The 17851-nt window shown below is 71.4% G+C and carries 19 protein-coding genes; 6 read left to right on the plus strand and 13 right to left on the minus strand.

Going from position 1 to position 17851, the window contains the following annotated elements; translation table 11 throughout:
- Positions 1-1290, plus strand: a complete 1290-nt coding sequence (locus AB0B50_RS16060) for a Bcr/CflA family multidrug efflux MFS transporter (protein ID WP_362331052.1) — start codon at positions 1-3, stop codon at positions 1288-1290.
- Positions 1254-2420 (plus strand): serine hydrolase domain-containing protein, encoded by a 1167-nt coding sequence (locus AB0B50_RS16065; protein WP_362331646.1) that lies wholly within the window; start codon positions 1254-1256, stop codon positions 2418-2420. The genes AB0B50_RS16060 and AB0B50_RS16065 overlap by 37 nt, the downstream gene beginning before the upstream one ends.
- Here AB0B50_RS16065 and AB0B50_RS16070 read toward each other — a convergent pair.
- Positions 2367-2942: a GNAT family N-acetyltransferase gene (locus AB0B50_RS16070; protein ID WP_362331055.1), complete on the minus strand. Its 576-nt coding sequence runs from the start codon at positions 2940-2942 to the stop codon at positions 2367-2369. The genes AB0B50_RS16065 and AB0B50_RS16070 overlap by 54 nt on opposite strands.
- A 66-nt stretch (positions 2943-3008) precedes the next feature.
- Between AB0B50_RS16070 and AB0B50_RS16075 the strand changes: the two genes are divergently transcribed.
- A complete protein-coding gene (locus AB0B50_RS16075; protein WP_362331058.1) occupies positions 3009-4031 on the plus strand; it encodes a small ribosomal subunit Rsm22 family protein in 1023 nt (340 codons plus the stop codon).
- 70 nt (positions 4032-4101) lie between these two features.
- Here the strand turns inward: AB0B50_RS16075 and AB0B50_RS16080 are convergent, their stop codons facing one another.
- Positions 4102-4602 carry a hypothetical protein gene (locus AB0B50_RS16080; RefSeq protein ID WP_362331061.1) on the minus strand — a complete coding sequence of 167 codons (501 nt, stop codon included), beginning with the start codon at positions 4600-4602 and terminating at the stop codon, positions 4102-4104.
- 203 nt (positions 4603-4805) lie between these two features.
- Here AB0B50_RS16080 and AB0B50_RS16085 point away from each other — a divergent pair, with 203 nt between their 5' ends.
- A complete protein-coding gene (locus tag AB0B50_RS16085; RefSeq protein ID WP_362331064.1) occupies positions 4806-6806 on the plus strand; it encodes a glycoside hydrolase in 2001 nt (666 codons plus the stop codon).
- Positions 6807-6816: 10 nt separating this feature from the next.
- On the opposite strand, the gene ddaH is transcribed toward AB0B50_RS16085, so the two are convergent.
- Entirely contained in the window at positions 6817-7641 is an 825-nt protein-coding gene (gene ddaH, locus AB0B50_RS16090; protein WP_362331649.1) for a dimethylargininase, read from the minus strand.
- 147 nt (positions 7642-7788) lie between these two features.
- Positions 7789-8061, minus strand: coding sequence for a DUF6243 family protein (locus AB0B50_RS16095; protein ID WP_362331067.1), 273 nt, complete (start codon positions 8059-8061; stop codon positions 7789-7791).
- Between the two features lie 40 nt (positions 8062-8101).
- Between AB0B50_RS16095 and AB0B50_RS16100 the strand changes: the two genes are divergently transcribed.
- Positions 8102-8746, plus strand: a complete 645-nt coding sequence (locus AB0B50_RS16100; protein WP_362331069.1) for a TetR/AcrR family transcriptional regulator — start codon at positions 8102-8104, stop codon at positions 8744-8746.
- Here AB0B50_RS16100 and AB0B50_RS16105 read toward each other — a convergent pair.
- On the minus strand, positions 8721-9689 hold the full coding sequence (locus AB0B50_RS16105; RefSeq protein ID WP_362331072.1) for a glycerophosphodiester phosphodiesterase family protein: 969 nt from the start codon (positions 9687-9689) through the stop codon (positions 8721-8723). The two genes, AB0B50_RS16100 and AB0B50_RS16105, sit on opposite strands and share 26 nt — an antisense overlap.
- Positions 9690-9858: 169 nt before the next feature.
- Between AB0B50_RS16105 and AB0B50_RS16110 the strand changes: the two genes are divergently transcribed.
- Entirely contained in the window at positions 9859-10584 is a 726-nt protein-coding gene (locus tag AB0B50_RS16110) for a bifunctional DNA primase/polymerase (protein ID WP_362331075.1), read from the plus strand.
- Between the two features lie 24 nt (positions 10585-10608).
- Here AB0B50_RS16110 and AB0B50_RS16115 read toward each other — a convergent pair whose 3' ends face one another.
- The 8 genes from AB0B50_RS16115 to AB0B50_RS16150 form a co-directional block, all read right to left on the minus strand.
- Complete coding sequence (locus AB0B50_RS16115; protein ID WP_362331078.1) at positions 10609-11595, minus strand: hypothetical protein; 987 nt, start codon at positions 11593-11595, stop codon at positions 10609-10611.
- A 71-nt stretch (positions 11596-11666) separates the two neighbouring features.
- A complete protein-coding gene (locus tag AB0B50_RS16120) occupies positions 11667-12005 on the minus strand; it encodes a hypothetical protein (protein WP_362331081.1) in 339 nt (112 codons plus the stop codon).
- Positions 12006-12064: 59 nt separating this feature from the next.
- Positions 12065-12400 carry a hypothetical protein gene (locus tag AB0B50_RS16125; protein ID WP_362331083.1) on the minus strand — a complete coding sequence of 112 codons (336 nt, stop codon included), beginning with the start codon at positions 12398-12400 and terminating at the stop codon, positions 12065-12067.
- A 74-nt stretch (positions 12401-12474) separates the two neighbouring features.
- Complete coding sequence (gene efeU / locus AB0B50_RS16130) at positions 12475-13329, minus strand: iron uptake transporter permease EfeU (protein ID WP_362331086.1); 855 nt, start codon at positions 13327-13329, stop codon at positions 12475-12477.
- Positions 13330-13333: 4 nt separating this feature from the next.
- Positions 13334-14581: an iron uptake transporter deferrochelatase/peroxidase subunit gene (efeB, locus tag AB0B50_RS16135; RefSeq protein WP_362331089.1), complete on the minus strand. Its 1248-nt coding sequence runs from the start codon at positions 14579-14581 to the stop codon at positions 13334-13336.
- A 9-nt stretch (positions 14582-14590) separates the two neighbouring features.
- Complete coding sequence (efeO, locus tag AB0B50_RS16140) at positions 14591-15775, minus strand: iron uptake system protein EfeO (RefSeq protein ID WP_362331092.1); 1185 nt, start codon at positions 15773-15775, stop codon at positions 14591-14593.
- Positions 15776-15964: 189 nt separating this feature from the next.
- Entirely contained in the window at positions 15965-16831 is an 867-nt protein-coding gene (locus AB0B50_RS16145; RefSeq protein WP_362331095.1) for a heme ABC transporter ATP-binding protein, read from the minus strand.
- Complete coding sequence (locus tag AB0B50_RS16150; protein ID WP_362331652.1) at positions 16828-17841, minus strand: iron ABC transporter permease; 1014 nt, start codon at positions 17839-17841, stop codon at positions 16828-16830. Before AB0B50_RS16150 ends, AB0B50_RS16145 begins: the two co-directional genes overlap by 4 nt.
- Between the last annotated feature and the right edge of the window lie 10 nt (positions 17842-17851).

Raw genomic sequence — 17851 nt, forward strand, 5'->3', positions numbered from 1 at the left:
ATGCCTGAGCGCGGGCAGACCACGGAAGAGCACCTGATACCGAAGGCGGCGGAGCCGAACGACTCCGCCGCCCTCCGCCGTACCGGCGCCCTCGTCACCCTCGTACTCGGCGGCCTCACCGCCGTCCCCCCGCTCTCCATGGACATGTACCTCCCGGCCCTGCCGGAGGTCACCGACGCCCTGCACGCCCCCGCCGCCACCGTCCAGCTGACCCTGACCGCCTGCCTCATGGGCATGGCCCTCGGCCAGCTCGTCGTCGGCCCGATGAGCGACAAGTGGGGCCGCCGCCGCCCCCTCCTCATCGGCCTGATCGTCTACATCCTCGCCACCGCGATCTGCGCCTTCGCCCCCACCGCGGAACTCCTCATCGGCTTCCGCCTCCTGCAGGGCCTCGCGGGCGCCGCGGGCATCGTCATCGCCCGCGCCGTGGTCCGCGACCTCTACGACGGCGTGGAAATGGCGCGTTTCTTCTCCACGCTCATGCTGATCTCCGGAGTCGCCCCGATCGTCGCGCCCCTCATCGGCGGCCAGGTCCTCCGCTTCACGGACTGGCGCGGCATCTTCGTCGTCCTCACGGCCGTCGGCATCGCGCTGACCCTCCTGGTCTGGCGGCGCCTGCCGGAGACGCTCGCCCCCGAGAAGCGGCACAGCGGCGGCACCGTCGAGGCGCTGCGGACCATGAAGTCGCTCCTCGCCGACCGCGTCTTCACCGGCTACATGATCGCGGGCGGCTTCGCGTTCGCCGCGCTCTTCGCGTACATCTCCGCCTCGCCCTTCGTGATCCAGGAGATCTACGGCGCGTCCCCGCAGACCTTCAGCCTGCTGTTCGGCGCCAACTCCGTCGGGCTGATCGTCGTCGGCCAGATCAACGGCAAGATCCTCGTCGGCCGGGTCAGCCTGAACAAGGCGCTCGCCTTCGGCCTGACGATCATCACCGTCGCCGCGACGGCCCTGCTCCTGATGACGACCGGCGTCTTCGGCGACGTCGGCCTCTTCCCGATCGCCGCCGGGCTCTTCGTCCTCATGTCGGCGATGGGCCTCGCCATGCCCAACACCCAGTCGCTCGCACTGGTCCGCACCCCGCACGCCGCGGGTTCCGCTTCGGCGCTGCTCGGCACCTCCTCCTTCCTCATCGGCGCCGTCGCCTCGCCGCTCGTCGGGATCGCCGGCGAGGACACGGCCGTCCCGATGGCCGTCGTCCAACTGGTCTGCGCGCTGGCGGCCATCGCATGCTTCGTGGGACTGTGCCGCCCCTGGCAGCACAAGACCACGGAGGAGGCGGACCACTGAGCGCACCACGACTCCTGCGCGCCGGCACCCCCGACCGCGCGGGCCTCGACCCCGGCGAGATCGACCGGCTCGTCGCCGAGGTGCGCGACCTGACGCGCGGGCCGCGCCCCTGGTGCGCGGGCGCCGTGGTCGTCGTGGGCCGCGGCCCCGTGATCGCCGCCGAGGAGGCGGCGGGCTGGGCGGTGCGCTATGCCTCGTACGACGAGGAGAGCGACACGGGCGTCGAGCTGCCCCGCGAGTGGCGCGTGCCGATGCGCACCACCACCCCCTTCGACCTGGCCTCGCTCACCAAGCTGTTCACGACGGTCGCCGCCGTGCAGCAGCTGGAGCGCGGCACGCTCGGCATCGACGCGCTCGTGGGCGCGTACGTCCCCGAGTTCACGGCGGCCGCCGAGCACGGCATCACGGTGCGCCAGCTGCTCACGCACACCTCGGGGCTGCGGCCCGAACTGCCGCTGTACGACTGCCCGGACGACGCCGCGCGCCTCGCCGTCCTGCGCGCCGAGGCCCCGGTCACCGAGCCCGGCGAGTACGTCTACTCCGACCTGAACATGCTGCTGCTCCAGCACATCCTTCAGCGACTCACCCGCCGCTCCCTGGACGCCCTGATCCGCGAGGGCATCACCCGGCCGCTCGGCATGACCGCCACCGGCTTCGGGCCGCGCCCCGACGCCGCCGCGACCGAGGACCAGCGCAGACCGTGGGCGAAGGCCGACCGGGGCATGCTGCGCGGCACGGTCCACGACGAGAACGCGTGGGCGCTCGGCGGTGTCGCCGGGCACGCGGGCCTCTTCTCCACCGCCCGCGACCTGGCGGTGTTCTGCCGCACGCTGCTGTGCGGCGGCTCGTACGGCAGGGCCCGCATCCTCGGCCCCGACTTCGTCGAGCTGATGCTGATGGAGCCCGGTCTCGGCTTCGGCATCGACAAGCCGTGGTTCATGGGGGAGCTCGCGGGGCGCGGCGCTGCGGGGCACACCGGCTTCACGGGCACGTCCCTGGTGATCGACCCGGCCACGGACACCTTCCTGGTGCTGCTCGCGAACACGGTGCACCCGCGCCGTCGCGCGGCCGACAACTCACCGCGGGCGGCGGCGGGCACGAGACTCGCTCGCGCGGCGCGGGGGCGATAGTCCTTCCGAGCTTCCCCCGGGCCGCTGGAGCGCCCTGCGGAAGCAGACCCGGTCGAACCCGGGGCCGTCGTAGTCGCTGTGCACGGGCAGCCCGTCGACCTCGTGGTCACCCGGTTCGAGGGCGAAGCCCATGGCCCGGTGGAACGCGACGGAACGCCGGTTGTGCGGCGAGGTGATCGAGCGCACCTCCTTGCGCCCGGCCGCGGCGGCCCGCCGGAAGAACTCCTCGTACAGCTCGCGGCCCACGCCCTGCCCGCGCAGCTCGGGGGCGACGCCCACGAAGTGGATGTACGCGCCGTGGTCGTCGTCACCGGAGTACAGGCCGATCAGGAAGGCCCGGACCTCCCCGTCCCGCTCCACGACCAGGCTGGTGTGCGCGAAGAACTGCAGGAACAGCTTGGGCAGCAGCAGGGCCAGCTCCCTGGACTGCTCGGGGGAGTGGGTGTCGCCCCACCAGCTCTGTACGCGCTCGATGATCGCGGGGTGGTCGGACACCGTGGCCCGACGCGTCCGTGTGCTCATGGCTCTCCCTCTTCCCTTCGCTCTCTCCTTGCTCCCGCTCCCCTCCTACCCCCGTAGAATCACGGGGTGAACGCCCCGATTTCCCCGGCATCCCCAGCCTCTCCGGCCGAGACCCTGCGTAGCGCGCTTGCCGGACTCCTCGACGGTCTCCCGCCCAAGCAGGCGACCCAGGCCGTCGACCGGCTGATCGCCAACTACCGGGGCCGCACGCCGACCGATGCCCCCATCCTGCGCGACCGCGCGGACGTCGCCGCGTATGCCGCATATCGCATGCCTGCGACCTTCGAGGCGGTGCGTTCCGCGCTGGCCGCCCTGGTGGACGCGGCGCCCGAGGGCTGGTCGCCGCGGAGCCATGTGGACGTGGGCGGCGGGACCGGCGCGGCGACCTGGGCGGTCGCGGCGACGTGGGCGGGGGAGCGCCCGGTGACGGTCCTCGACTGGGCGGAGCCCGCGCTGGATCTCGGGCGTGAACTGGCGGGCGCGGTCCCGCAGTTGAAGTCCGCTCGGTGGCAGCGCTCTCGCATCGGAGCATCGCTCGCGATCGAGAGCACCGATCTCGTCACGGTGTCGTACGTGCTCGGGGAGCTGACCGAGGAGGACCGCGGGTCGGTCGTGGACGCGGCGGCACGGGCGGCCGAGCGGGCCGTCGTCGTCATCGAGCCGGGCACCCCCGACGGGTACGCCCGCGTCATGGCGGCCCGCGACCGGCTGATCGCGGCGGGCTTCACGATCGCCGCCCCCTGCCCGCACAGCGCCGCCTGCCCCATCGTGCCCGGCACGGACTGGTGCCACTTCTCGGCGCGGGTCAGCAGGTCGTCCCTGCACCGCCAGGTCAAGGGCGGCTCACTGGCGTACGAGGACGAGAAGTTCAGCTATGTCGCGGCGGTCCGCTTCGACACCGCCCCCGACACCCCGCCCCACCGCGTGGTGCGCCGCCCCCAGATCCGCAAGGGCCAGGTCCTCCTCGACCTGTGCGGGGCCGAGGAGGAGCTGAGCAGGCAGACCGTGACCAAGCGCCACGGCCCCCTCTACCGCGCGGCGCGCGACGCGGACTGGGGCGACGCGTGGCCGCCCCGGTCCGCGGAGTGACTCGGCTCAGGTCCCTGAGCCGGGTCAGGGCCCGGGGCAGTCAGGTCCCCGAGTCGGGCCGGACCCTTGCTTACGCCGGGCCCCAGGTCCCCTGGTTGACCGCGCAGTTCCAGCCGGTCCCGCGCAGGGTGAACTTCACGCCGTAGGACCGGACGTTCAGGATCCGCGTCTGGACCTTGAAGCCGAGCTTGGCCTTGCCCTTGAAGGTCTTGTCGTACACGGCGACGGTCTTCGTCGTCTTGCGCGTGACCTTGCCGCCGGTCGGCGTCGCCTTCTTGAAGCGGACGTTCTTGGTGTTGGTCACCGTGAGGGTGACGTTCTTGATGCTCTTCGTGGTCTTGCTCTTGATGCCGAAGTACAGACCGCCGTTGAGTACGTTGCCCTGCGCGTCGTACGAGAAGCGCTTCGGGTAGACGATGTCGATCGGGCAGCCGGAGACGGCGCGCGGAGCGGCGGCCGCGGAGGCCTTCGGAGCGGTCGAGCCGGTCGCCGCGGAGGCGGACCCGGCGAGGCCGAGCTGAGCGGCCGTGAGTGCCCCCGCGGTGGCCAGGACTGCGGCGGACGTGCGCATACGGTTCACTGCGCTGATACCTCTTCTTCCCCCTGGGCCCCTGTGGGCCCAACTTTTTGGTTGTTGTGATGCGTTCACACAGGACGCTCTGTGCACCAGTGCGTCGTACCTGTGCGTCCGTATTGTTAGCACGTCGCAGGTCAGGTGGCTGAATTGGGCCGCCTCTTAAGAGGTTCTTAGACGCGGTGACTATCCACGTCCCCATGCCAACCAAGATCACGTCACCCGGCCACGCCCGCAAGCGGTCGGAGACCCGTTTCCTCGCCCTGTCCATCGCCCTGGCGCTCACCGCGGTGGGCGCCACCACCTACGCCTTCACCGCGGGGGCCGAACAGCCGCGCGGCAAGCAGGTCGAACTGTCCGTCGACGGCGGCACCGCGGTCGTCGACACCGCCTCCCTCGCCGTGCGCGCCCGTACCCGCGACGGCCGCGAACTCACCCTCTCCGACGCCTCGGGAACCGACCTCGGCGCCCCCGGCCCGGTGACCCGCACCGACGGTGGCGGGGCCCGCTGGAGCTACCCCGCGCGCGGCATCGACGTCGCCGCCCGCACCGACCACGGCCGCCTCTCGCTCCGGCTGAAGGCGCACCGCGACACCTCGGTGAGCTGGCCCGTCACCGGGACCGACGCCGCCACGAGCTCCCTCCAACTCCCGCGCGGCGAGGGCCTGGACGTCCCCGTCGACGACGCCTTCTGGACCACCGGCAAGGGCGGCCTCGGCGGCAGCACCGTCGACGTGGGCGAGGGCCTGACGCTGCCGCTGTGGGGCTTCTCCCTCGGCGAGAAGGCGGGCGTCAGCTACCTCACCCCCACCGACATCGGCACGAGCCTCGGCTTCACCGCGCCGGGCGGCCGGCTGCGCGCCACCGCCGAGCACACCTTCGACCGCGGCGAGGGCACCCGCGACTACGCCGTCACCTTCGCGCTGACCGACGGCAACCCGGTCGCGCCCGCCGCCGACTACCGCTCCTACCTCGCCGAGCGCGGCCAACTGGGCAGCCTGAAGCGGAAGATCGCGAAGAACCCCGCCACCGGCAAGCTCCTCGGCGCCTTCCACGCCTACACCTGGGGCGACGCCCGCAAGGCCCCCGCGGTCCGGAAGCTGCGCGAGCTCGGCGTCGATCGGATGTGGCTCGGCTACGACGGCACGCCCTATCCGGACAAGGAGGCGGTGCGCGCCGCGAAGAAGGCCGGGTACCTCGTGGGCCCGTACGACTCCTTCGCCAACGGCCAGGACCCGAGGACCGCCGACGCCCCGAACGCCGTATGGCCCGGCCGCGTCTACCCCGACGACTGCGTACGCGACGCCGGGGGCAAGCCCGAGACCGGCTTCGGCGGCCGCGGCTGCTACCTCAGCTCCCAGGCCTTCGAGCAGGCCGAGCCCCGCCACCACTACCTCCGGGACCGCGTCCGCTCGATGGTCGCCAATGGAGCCGACAGCTACTTCCTCGACGTCGACGCCACCGGCGAGCTCTTCCGCGACCACGACAAGGGCCACCCGATGACCAAGGCGAAGGACCGCGAGAACCGTCTCGCGCGGATGCGGCGCATCGCGGACACGGGCAAGGGCCTCGTCCTCGGTTCGGAGACCGCCCAGGCCTGGGCGAACGAGGTGCTCGCCTTCGACCACGGCGGCGCCACCCCGGCCACCGACGGCCTGTGGGCGCTCCAGAAGGACCGCGAGAAGTGGGGCGGCTACTACCCGGAGAACGCCCCCGGGGTCTTCTTCAAGCCGGTCGACCTGCCCGCCGACCTCGCCAAGTCGATGTACGACCCGCGCTACCGCGTCCCGCTCTACGAGACGGCGCTGCACGGCTCGCTGGTCAACACCGAGCGCTGGGAGCTCAGTTACGACAAGCTCCCACGGCAGAAGAGCACCCGCGCCCTGCTCGCGATGCTCGGCAACACACCCCTCAACTACGTCCTGGACGGCCCGTCGCTGAACAAGCACGGCGCCGAACTGGCCGCGCTCCAGAAGTACTTCTCGCCCCTGCACAAGGCGGCGGGCACCGAGCCCCTGACCTCCTATCGGCGTCTGACCGGGGACCGCGCCGTCCAGCGCACGGTCTTCGGCAGGGGCACGCTGACCGTCACGGCCAACTTCGGCACCACGGCGTACAAGGGACTGCCGGGCGGCTGCGTCGAAGCCCGCCTCAAGGGCGACGACGCACCGCGCAGGCTCTGCCCGGCGAAGCTGGGCTAGCCCCGCCGAGTCAGGCCCGCAGCTCCTGCGTGCAGCACTTCACGCTGCCGCCGCCCTTGAGCAGTTCGCTCAGGTCGAGGCCGATGGGTTCGTAGCCGCGCTTCCTGAGCGGCTCGAACAGCCCCAACGCGGCCTGCGGGAGCAGCACATGGAGCCCGTCGGAGACGGCGTTGAGCCCGAACGCCACGGCGTCGGGCTCCTCGACGACCAGCGCGTCGGGGAAGAGCCGCCTCAGGACGGCGCGGCTGCCGGGCGAGAAGGCGGGCGGGTAGTACATGACGTCGTCCGCCGCGTCGTCCAGGACCGCGAGCGCGGTGTCCAGGTGGTAGTAGCGGGGGTCGACCAGGTCGAGCCCGATCACCGGGCGGCCGAAGAACTCCTGTGCCTCGCCGTGCGAGAGCGGGCTGGCCCGGAAGCCGCGCCCGGCAAGGACGTAGGAGGAGGTGACGGCGAAGTCGCCCTCGCCCTCGTTGATGTGGGTGGGCTCGTGGATCTCGGTGAAGCCGTGCGCACGGAACCACTCCAGGTGGGCCGCGGCCTCCCGCTCGCGCTCGCGGTAGGCGAAGCGCGCGCCGAGCACGCGTCCCTCGACGACGGTCGCGCCGTTCGCCGCGAAGACCATGTCCGGCAGGCCGGGCCTGGGGGCGAGCTCCTCGACGGTGTGGCCGAGCGCGCGGTACCGGTCGCGCAGGTCCTCCCACTGAGCGACGGCGAGCGGCACGTCGACCGGCTTGGCGGGGTCCATCCAGGGGTTGATGGAGTAGGTGACCTTGAAGTGTTCGGGCGAGCACATCAGGTAGCGCCGGGGTGTGGCGCACCGAGGAGAGCGAGGAATACGGGACAAAGAAGGCTCCTCACGTACCGCAGGGTCAGGTGCTGCCCATGGTGGGGCAGTTGAAGCCCATAGTGCGGTGTGAGGAGCCTTCGCGCTGTGAACCGAACGGGTGGTGGTCGACGTCACATGGCCACCCGCGTGCCCGGTTCACGAACGGCCGTGCGTCTCGCGGCCCTCCTGCAGTTTGCGCAGCAGCTCGCGCTTCTGCTCCTGGGCGCTGAGCCCGCCGCCGACGCGGCCGCCCCTGCCCCCGCCGCGCAGGGCCTTGCGGGAGAGATTGCTGCGGGTGCCGCCGACGCCCAGCATGTTTCCTGATCCTCGGGTCATGTCCGCCTCCAGGTCGGTCGAGTGCCAACTGTCGAGCGAGACGATCCGTCTCGCTTCGACCTCGACTATCGACGAGACGCTTCGTCTTGTCAAGACGGTACGTCTCGGCTCGTCCGCTGCTACATTCGATCGCATGGTCCAGAAGACAGCTCCCGACTCCACGCGCCGCAGCGAACGCTCGCGCCGCGCGATCTATGACGCCGCCCTCGCCCTCGTCGAAGAGGTCGGCTACGCCAAGCTGACGATCGAGGCCATCGCGGCCCGCGCCGGCGTCGGCAAGCAGACGATCTACCGCTGGTGGTCGTCCAAGGGCGCCGTCCTGCTCGACGCCTTCCTCGACCTCGCCGAACAGGCGTCCCGGGCGGCCAGCGAGAACGCGGGCGCGGAGGAGATCGCGACCGAGATCCCGGACTCCGGAGACCTGGAGGCCGACCTCAAGTACGTGATGCGCGCCACCGTCGACGAGTTCAACGACCCCAAGTACGACGCCCCCTACCGCGCGCTCGCCGCCGAGGGTCTGCTCAACCCCGAGCTGGGCGCCGAATTCGTGGAGAAGCTCCTCGAACCGCAGCTCCAGCTCTACGTGAAGCGCGTGCGCCGGGCCCAGGACGCGGGCCAGGTCGCGCCCGACGTCGACCCCCGCATCGCCCTCGAACTGTGGGCGAGCCCGCTCGCCCAGCGCTGGCTGATGCGATCGGGCCCTCTCGACCACGCGTACGCCGACAAGCTCGTCGAGTACGCCCTCTACGGCATCACGCCGCGTCCGGCAACGTCCTGACCTGCGAGGGCCGCTCGATCCCCATGGCCTGTTCGAGCGGCTCGACGGGCTTGGCCGGTTCGACGGGCTTGGCCGGTTCGACGGGCTTGATCGGCTCGACGGGCTTGACCGGTTCGACGGGCTTGATCGGCGTACGCGAGAGCAGTCCCGGCGCGTCCGTGATGATGCCGTTGCAGCCGAGGCGCAGCACCCGGTCGCGCTGCTTCGGCGTGGTCACCGTGTGCGCCCACACCCGGGGGATGCCCGAGTTGACCGCCCGCAGCAGATCGTTGTCGCGCGCCTTGTAGTCCACGTCCAGGACGTCCACGAACGACGCCCAGCGCTCGGGCCTGTCCGTGCGCATCTGCGTCTTGGAGCGCCACAGCTGCGCGAGCAGCCCCAGCTCGTGGGCGCGCCGGGCGACCGCGGGCTTGTTGGAGTTCACGAAGACCGAGCGGGTCAGGCCGCGCACCCGGATCAGCTGGGCGAGCTTCTTCAGGCTGCGCGGGTCCTTGGCCTCCAGCATCAGCATGATCCGCCCGCCGAAGCGGTCCAGGACCTCCGCGACCGTCGGTGGCCGCTCGGGGCGCCAGGTGCCGGGCAGGGTCGCGCCGGGGCGCACCAGCACGTCCTGCCACTCCTGCCGGTTCAGGCCGTGCACCGGACCCGTCGCGTACGTGGTCCGGTCCAGGGTGTCGTCGTGCATCACCACCATGGTTCCGTCGCGCAGTATCCGCGTATCGAAGTCGATGACCTGGGCCGTGCCGCGCTCGTACGCGGCCACCAGGCCCGACATGCTGTTCTCCGGCACTTCAAGGGCACCGCCGCGGTGCGCGGTGTAGACGACGCGGGGGAGCGCGTCCACGGTCAGGGGGCCACCGCCCCACTCGATCGGGGCGAGGAAGCCGTTCGGCGCCGTGAGGGTCAGCGCCGTGAGGCCTGTCAGCACAGTCCTAATGACCATGGCGACCACGGTAGGGGTGCAAATCCCTTCTTAGTACGCAATGACGCGCTATGTCGTCCAGCGGCTGGCATCACCCCAGGTACCCCGGATGTGGGCTCCGGCCCCCCGAGGCGCAGGATGGTGGGACCATGGGTCATGCTTTCGGCACAACGGCGAGGTGAGGGGCTAGATGGGCGCGGAGTTCGGCAGCCGGTCCGGCGGGCAGGGCAGGATTTCCCAGTGGCTTCGCCGCCGTCCCAAGGACACGGCAGGGGATGACAGGGTCCGCGAGGACCTGCTGCTCGCCGCCGCGGCGGCCGGTCTGCCGCTCGCCCCGGCCGCGTATCCGTCGGGGTACCGATGTTCGTGCGACCGCATCGGCTGCCCCACCCCCGCCAGGCACCCCGTCTCCTTCGCCTGGCAGACGCAGTCCACGACCGACCGCGGCCAGATCGAGCGGTGGGCCCGCCATCAGCCGCAGGCCAACTTCATCACCGCGACCGGCATGGTCCATGACGTACTCGACGTCCCCCTGGACGCCGGCCGCGAGGCCCTGGAGCGGCTCCTGGCCGCCGGTATCGAGGTCGGCCCCGTCGCCGAGTCGGACGACGGCCGCATGCTCTTCTACACCGCCACCCGCGGCACTCCCGAGGACGAGGACGAGTGGTGGCCCTGCGAGCTGGACTGCCACCCCGAGACGATGGACGAGCACCCGGGCCTGCGCTGGCACTGCCGCGGCAGCTACGTCCTCGTGCCGCCCGCCCGGCTCCCCGGTGACCTCGAGGTGCGCTGGGTGCGCGGCCCCGAGCACCCGCTGCCGGACCCGCTGACCCTCCTGGAGACGCTCACCGACGAGTGTGCGCGCGTCGCGGGGGAGCCCCAACAGGACGTCGCCGCCTGGCCGTTGAGGGGCTGAGCCCGCCGGGGCGCGAGAGCGGACCTACTCGCCCTTGGCGCCCGTCAGGCCCTGGATGCGGCCGAGGAACGCCACCTTCTCGCCGCCCGACTTCTTCGGGTCGACCACCACCTGGTTCGAGACCCGGTCCAGCATCAAGGACTGCTTCACCTCGCCCTTGAGCAGCGCCTTCGCGTCCGCCTCGACCTTCGGGCTCAGCCCCTTGAACGCGGTCTGCTTCTCGTAGTGGCGCGTGGAGAAGAACACCAGCGCGCCGCCGTCCTCGGTGCGCAGACCCACCGGTGCGAACGTACCGCCGTTCTCCGGCTCGTCGATGTACTGCACGGCGAGACCGGCCCGCTCGGAGTTCCGGTCGCGGTAGGCCTTCCAGCCCGACGTGTGGCCGCCCGGCTCGAACGCGTCGCCGCCCGACTTCAGGTACGACGTGTACTCCTTGCCGAGCGCGGAGGGGGCGAGCGCGAGATCCTTCGCGGCCACGTCCACCGGCTCGGCGAAGCCGTCCTCGTCCTTCTTCAGCTTCGGCAGCTTGTCCGGCGACACCAGGTTCAGATAGGTGGCCCGCCACAGCTGGTCGGGGCCGCCCTTGGTGAAGACCCACAGCCAGCGCAGGTCCGAGCGGCGGTTGGCCTTGGAGTCGGCCACGAACCAGCGCGGCCAGCCGGCCTTCTTCGGGATCGCGTACGAGACGTCCGAGAGCTCCAGCGGTACGTGCTTGGGGTTGCCGTCCGGGTTCTGCACCCGGCGCGACTTCAGGCCGCCCTGGTTGATGGCGCCCAGCGGCCCGGTGATGCGGGCGGCGTCCAGGGCGGGATCGTAGGCCTCGTCGGCCTTGTTGTACGCGGTGAGGAACTCCTTGAGCGCGCGCTGCGCCTCTGACTTGGTGGCCGCGGGAACGATCTCCCGCTCGCCGTGCACGGTCACGCAGCCGCTCGCCGTGAGCGCCAGAGCCGTCACCGCCGCCGACGCCATGACGGGCCGGACCGGACCGCGAACCCTGCGTACCTTGCTCATCGGAATTCCCTCACCTACCCCTTCCAGGGCCCGAACCTTATCGGGCCCTGGAAGGGGGTGCGCGGTGCGGGTCAGATCTCCTGGAGGAGGGCCCCGTTGACCCAGCCGCGCTTGCTGGTGCCCGGCAGGTCGCCGTAGTACCACTGGTCGCCGCGCTTGACGGTGTAGCAGCGGACGTAGACCTGGTCGAACCACTGCAGGCTCTTCACCTTGCGGTAGCCCTGGCCCGGGCCCGTGCGCGCGGTGGCGCCCACGTTGATGACCATCATGTTGTGGTTCTTGACGTTCTTGGTACAGGCGCTGCCGCCGACCGCGGAGGCCGTGGGGGCGGTCATGAGCGAGGCGCCGAGCGCGACGGCCGTCGCGGCGGTGAGGGTGGCAAGGCTCTTGCCGATACGTGAGGTTCGCATGGTGCTTTCCTGTGGGAGGGTCAACTGATCAAGTGGGGGGCCCGGAACGCGCGGGGAGTTCAGCCGATGTTGCCCGCGTAGACCCAGCCCCGGTAGGTGGTGGGGCTCGGGTCGCCGTAGAACCAGACGTTGCCGTGGCTGTTCACGGCGTAGCAACGGACGAGGAAGCTGTTGCCCGCGGGAAGGAAGCCCTTCCTGCGGTAGTTGGTGCCCGGTCCGTTGCGGACGGTGGCGCCGCCGGATTCGGCGAAGGCGCGGTAATTCCTGACGTTCACCTCGCAGCCGGAGCCGTCCACGGCGGACGCGGTCGGTGCCGTGACGAGTGTGCCGCCGAGCGCGACGGCGGTCGCCGCGGTCAGCGTGGCCAGTGTCTTCCCGATGCGGGAGGTTCGCATGGTGATTCCCCGTTGGTTGATCGACTGATGAACGCCGATCATAGGTACAGGAGTTGGAGTTTGACGCGCCCCGATCAACCCTGTTCCGGAACTGTTGCCTTCTCGGGCACGGGGGCCTTGCGGGGTGCCGACCTCGTCGGCGCGAAGAAGAACACCAGCGTCGGCACGAGATACAACAGCCAGACCACGACCTGGACCACCGTCGGGTCGGGCTGGAAGTTGAAGACGCCCTTCAGGAGCGTGCCGTACCAGCTGTCCGGCGGGATCGTCGCGCTGATGTCGAACGCCTTGTTCCGCAGGCCGCCGATGAACTCCGCCTCCTGCAGGTCGTGCACGCCGTACGCGAGCACGCCCGCCGCCACGACGACCAGCATCGCTCCGGTCCAGGTGAAGAACTTCGCGAGGTTGATGCGGACGGTGCCCTTGTAGAACAGCCAGCCCAGCGCGATCGCCGTGAGCAGACCCAGGATCACGCCGAGCAGCGGCCCGTGCGAACCGTCGCTGGAGGCCCGCACCGACGCCCACACGAACAGCGCCGTCTCCAGGCCCTCCCGCCCCACGGCGAGGAACGCGGTCGCCACCAGCGCGGCCGTGCCCATCTGCAGCGCCACGTCCAGCTTGCCGTGCAGCTCGGCCTTCAAGTGCCGTGCCGTGCGCCGCATCCAGAAGACCATCCACGTCACCAGACCCACCGCGACGATCGACAGGGAACCGCCGAGCGCCTCCTGGGCCTCGAACGTCAGCTCCTGCGAGCCGAAGGTGAGCACGCAGCCGAAGCCGAGCGCGAGCGCCACCGCGACACCGATGCCGATCCAGATGGGAAGCAGCGCGTCACGCCGCCCGGTCTTCACCAGATAGGCGATGAGGATGCAGACGACCAGACTGGCCTCCAGACCCTCGCGAAGACCGATCAGATAGTTGCCGAACACCGGCTCACGCCCCCTCGGAGAACAGGCCCCTGCCCCACCAGTCGTCCTTGCCCCGAACGCCCGGCGGGACCGCGAAGACCGCGGAACCCACGTGCTGGATGTACTCGTTGAGCGCGTCGGAGCGCGCCAGGTTGCGCTGGACCGGAATGAAGCCCTTGCGCACGTCCCGCTGGTAGGCGAGGAAGAACAGCCCCGCGTCCAGGCGGCCGAGACCGTCGGTGCCGTCCGTGAAGGAGTAGCCGCGGCGCAGGATCGTCGCTCCGTCGTTGGCGTCGGGATGCGCGATGCGTACGTGCGCGTCCGGCTTCATCGCCTTCAGGAACGGCTCGTCGTGCTCCTTGGCCTTGCCGACCGGGGCACCCTCGCCCTTGTCGCGGCCGAAGATGTCCTCCTGCTCGCCGAGCGGGGTGCGGTCCCACGTCTCGATGTTCATGCGGATGCGGCGCGCCACCAGGTAGGAGCCGCCCGTCATCCAGCCGGGCCCGTCCTGCTCGCCGACCCACACGTGCTTCGCGAGTGCGGCGGAGTCGTCGCCGGAGACGTTGCGTGTGCCGTCCTTGAAGCCGAAGAGGTTGCGCGGGGTCTGCGCGCCCGGCGTCGTCGACGACGTCTTGCCGAAGCCCAGCTGGGACCAGCGCACCGCGACCTTGCCGAAGCCGATGCGGGCCAGATTGCGGATGGCGTGCACGGCGACCTGCGGGTCGTCCGCGCAGGCCTGCACGCACAGATCGCCGCCGCTGCGGGCCTTGTCGAGGTTGTCGCCGGGGAACTTGGGCAGGTCGACCAGCGCCTCGGGCCGCTTGTCCGCAAGGCCGAACTTCTCGAACAGGGAGGGGCCGAAGCCGATCGTCAGCGTCAGCCGGGACGGCTTGAGGCCGAGCGCCTCGCCGGTGTCGTCCGGCGGCGCCTCGGCGAGCCCGCCGTACGCGCCCTCGCCGACCGCGTGGCCCGACGTCATCCGCGCCGCGGCCGCCGTCCACTCCTTCAGGAGCGCCACGAACTCCGCGCGGTCGTCCGTCTTCACGTCGAACGCCGCGAAGTGCAGCCGGTCCTGGACGGCGGTCGCGATGCCGGCCTGGTGCGCGCCGTGGAAGGCGACGGCCGCGCCCGCCTCCGCCGCGGGCGCCGCCTCGTCGCCGGAGCGGCCCATCGCCACCGCGCCGCCCGCCGCGGCCGCGCCGATCGCGAGTCCGGCGCCGCCCCAACCGAGGAGTGAACGCCGCGACGGTGTAGGGGAGTTGTTCTCAGCCATGGCGTCCGCTCACTTGGTCTTGACGACGGCGGCGGCCAGCTTCGACAGCGGCTCGGCCAGTGCGTTGACGCCGTCGTGCAGCTCCTTGCGGTCCGCCTTGCCGACCTTGTCGTACGAGGTGAACTCGTAGGAGTCGGCGCCGCCCTTGCGGTACTTCTCCAGGAGCTTGTCCAGCGCCGCGAACTGCTTGTCGAGCTCCTTGGCGAGCTCCGGGTCGTTCTCGGCGGCGACGGGCTCGAGCAGCTCGTACGACTTCTGCGCGCCCTCGACGTTGGCCTTGAAGTCGACCAGGTCGGTGTGCGAGTAGCGCTCCTCCTCGCCGGTGACCTTGCCGGTGGCGACCTCGTCGAGCAGTTCCTTGGCGCCGTTGGCCATGGAGGTCGGGGTGATCTCCGCCTTGCCGACCCGCTTCTGCCAGTCCAGGAGGTCCTTGTCGAGCCGCGTGGCGAGCTCCTTCTCACGCGCGCCGATCTTCTTGTCCTTCCACAGCGCGCGCTCCAGACGGTGCCAGCCCGTCCAGTCCTTCTCCAGGTCCTGGCCCTCCTCCAGGCCGTCCTCGCGGACGTCGACCTTCGGGTCGATGTCGCCGAACGACTCGGCGACGGGCTCGGTGCGCTCCCAGCCGATGCGGGAGGTGGCGTACGCCTTCTTCGCCGCCTCCAGGTCACCCTTGCGCACGGCGTCGGTGAAGGTCTTCGTCCTCGGCAGCGTCTCGTCGGCCTGCGCCTGCGCGTAGGCGCGGTACTCGGCGACGGCCTTGTCCAGGCGCGGGTCGCGGTCGGCGGTCTTGGCGCCGCCGGTGACGGTGACCTTCTGCCGGAAGCCGTTGCCCTTCATGCCGGGCTTGCAGGCGATGTCGTAGGAACCGGCCTTCACCTCGGCGGTCAGCTTCTGCTTGGTGCCGGGGCCGATGTTCTCGCGCTCGCTGACGATGCGGTCGTCGGGAAAGAGGATGTAGACCTCGGTGACCTTCGAGCCCTTGTTCTCGATGGACAGCTCGACGTGCCCGGCGGGGAGCTTCGTCTTGGAGACCTCGCACTTGTCGTCGGTGGCGGTGACGCTCACGCTGTGCGCGCCGCCGCTCTTGGCGTCGCTCTTCTCCGTGCAGCCCGTCAGGGCGGTCAGGGCGGTCACGGCGGCGACCGCGGTGACGACGGGCAGGCGGGCAGGTCGCACGGGGCGCACGGATCGCATACGAGGGCTCCAAGACAGGTTCACGGACGGGCGCCGACTTCACCGCAGGCCGGTGAGGCGGACCTAACTTAACCGAGCCTTACCTCGGTAATACCCGCCCGTTCCGTGATTCAGCTCTCAACCTCCACGCCCGCTCACAGGCCGATCACGGGCGGCTGATGGGCGGCCCATGACCGGGCAAAGCGTCGGTCAAGCGGAGTCGTCGGCGGGGTTCGGGCCCCTGAGCGGCGCGACCACGGGGGCGCCCGTGCGGGGGTGCGGGAAGACCTCGACGGGCTGCCGGTACACCTCGGAGAGCAGCCCTTCCTCGAATACGTCGCCGGGGGCGCCCTCCGCCGCGACGGCCCCGCCGCGCAGCACCGCGACCCGGTCCGCGTACGCCGCCGCGAGGCCCAGGTCGTGCAGCACCACCACGACCGCGTCACCGGCGGCGGCGCGCTCCCGGCAGATCCGCAGGACCAGCTCCTGGTGGCGCAGGTCGAGCGCGGCGGTCGGCTCGTCGAGCAGCAGCAGCGGGGCGCGCTGGGCGAGGACGCGGGCCAGCGCGACCCTGGCCCGTTCGCCGCCACTGAGCGCGGAGAAGGGACGTAGGGCGAAATCGCGGACCTCGGTGGCCGCCATCGCCTCGCGCACGATCCGGTCGTCGTCGTCCGCCGGGCGCGTCCCCGCCCAGGGGGCGCGGCCCATCCGGACGACGTCCTCGACCGCGAAGGGGAAGGAGAGCGCGGCGGACTGCGGCAACACGGCGCGGCGCAGGGCCAGTTCGGGCGCGGGCCAGTCGGCCGCGGGGCGGCCGCAGACGCGTACGACTCCCTCGTCGGCCGGGAGGTCGGCGGCGAGGGCGGCCAACAGGGTCGACTTCCCCGCGCCGTTGGGGCCGACCAGGGCGAGCACCTCGCCCGCACGGGCGGCGATCGAGACCCCGCACAGGACCTCGCGCCCGCCGAGCCGCACCCGCAGACCCTCGGCCTTCGCGAGCACGTCGCCGGCGGCATGGGGTCCTGGCAGCGCGCGCTCGCGCCCCGCGAAGAGCCTCCTGCTCAACTGCCCGATCATGCCCAACCACCTTGCCTGCGACGGGTCCTGCGCAACAGCCAGAAGAAGAACGGACTGCCGAACAGCGCGGTGAGCACGCCCAGCGGCAGCTCGGCGGGGGCGGCCACCGTGCGCGCGGCCAGATCGGCCGCGACCAGGACGAGCGCCCCGCCGAGCGCGCTGCCGGGCACGAGGAAGCGGTGCCCGGGGCCCGCTGCCATCCGCAGCAGGTGCGGTACGAGGAGGCCGACGAAGGTGATGATCCCCGCGACGGCCACGGCGGCCGCGGTCAGCAGGGCCACCACGAGCACGAGGACGAGCCGCAGCCGCTCGACGTCCACGCCCAGATGCCGGGCGGGCCGCTCGCCGAGCGCGAGCAGGTCCAACTTCCTTGAACAGAACGGCGCGACGGCCAGGCCGAGCAGCGCGCACGGCAGCACCGCGAGCACCTTCGGCCAGGTCGCCTGGGCGAGCGAGCCGAGCTGCCAGAAGGTGATCTGGCTGATCTGCGCGTTGTCCGCGAAGAAGACGCACAGGCCGATGAGCGCGCCCGCGAAGGCGTTCACGGCGATGCCGGTGAGGATCAGCGTGACGACTTCCGTGCGGCCGCCCTCGCGCGACATCGCGTACACGAGCAGGACGGTCGCGAGCCCGGCGGCGAACGCGCAGACGGTCACCGTCCAGTTCCCGAAGAAGCTCAGACCGAGCGCGATGGAGGCGACGGCACCGACCGCCGCGCCCGAGGAGATCCCGATGACGCCGGGCTCGGCCAGCGGATTGCCGAACACGCCCTGCATGAGCGCCCCCGCGCAGCCCAGCGAGGCGCCGACGAGCAGCGCGAGCACGACGCGCGGCAGCCGCACGTTCCACAGCACGCTCTCCCCGACCCGGTCGAGCGCGGCCCCGCCGAGCCCCGTCCGGTGCCGCACGGAGGAGAGGACGTCACCGAGGGGGATGTCGTACGCGCCGATGCCGGCGGAGAGGAGACAGAGCAGGACGAGCGCGGCGAGGAGCCCCGCGGTCAGCGGCAGTGCCGCGCCG

Origin of the sequence: Streptomyces sp. NPDC041068 (assembly GCF_040647455.1) — a bacterium.
GTDB lineage: Bacteria > Actinomycetota > Actinomycetes > Streptomycetales > Streptomycetaceae > Streptomyces.

Bases quoted from the DNA above. Each gene is read 5' to 3' on its own strand.
- AB0B50_RS16115 (WP_362331078.1), bottom strand. From the start codon at position 11,595: ATGAGCAAGGTACGCAGGGTTCGCGGTCCGGTCCGGCCCGTCATGGCG.
- AB0B50_RS16070 (WP_362331055.1), bottom strand. From the start codon at position 2,942: ATGAGCACACGGACGCGTCGGGCCACGGTGTCCGACCACCCCGCGATC.
- AB0B50_RS16105 (WP_362331072.1), bottom strand. From the start codon at position 9,689: ATGGTCATTAGGACTGTGCTGACAGGCCTCACGGCGCTGACCCTCACG.
- AB0B50_RS16100 (WP_362331069.1), top strand. From the start codon at position 8,102: ATGGTCCAGAAGACAGCTCCCGACTCCACGCGCCGCAGCGAACGCTCG.
- AB0B50_RS16120 (WP_362331081.1), bottom strand. From the start codon at position 12,005: ATGCGAACCTCACGTATCGGCAAGAGCCTTGCCACCCTCACCGCCGCG.
- AB0B50_RS16125 (WP_362331083.1), bottom strand. From the start codon at position 12,400: ATGCGAACCTCCCGCATCGGGAAGACACTGGCCACGCTGACCGCGGCG.
- AB0B50_RS16080 (WP_362331061.1), bottom strand. From the start codon at position 4,602: ATGCGCACGTCCGCCGCAGTCCTGGCCACCGCGGGGGCACTCACGGCC.
- AB0B50_RS16145 (WP_362331095.1), bottom strand. From the start codon at position 16,831: ATGATCGGGCAGTTGAGCAGGAGGCTCTTCGCGGGGCGCGAGCGCGCG.
- AB0B50_RS16085 (WP_362331064.1), top strand. From the start codon at position 4,806: ATGCCAACCAAGATCACGTCACCCGGCCACGCCCGCAAGCGGTCGGAG.
- AB0B50_RS16060 (WP_362331052.1), top strand. From the start codon at position 1: ATGCCTGAGCGCGGGCAGACCACGGAAGAGCACCTGATACCGAAGGCG.
- efeO (WP_362331092.1), bottom strand. From the start codon at position 15,775: ATGCGATCCGTGCGCCCCGTGCGACCTGCCCGCCTGCCCGTCGTCACC.
- efeB (WP_362331089.1), bottom strand. From the start codon at position 14,581: ATGGCTGAGAACAACTCCCCTACACCGTCGCGGCGTTCACTCCTCGGT.
- AB0B50_RS16110 (WP_362331075.1), top strand. From the start codon at position 9,859: ATGGGCGCGGAGTTCGGCAGCCGGTCCGGCGGGCAGGGCAGGATTTCC.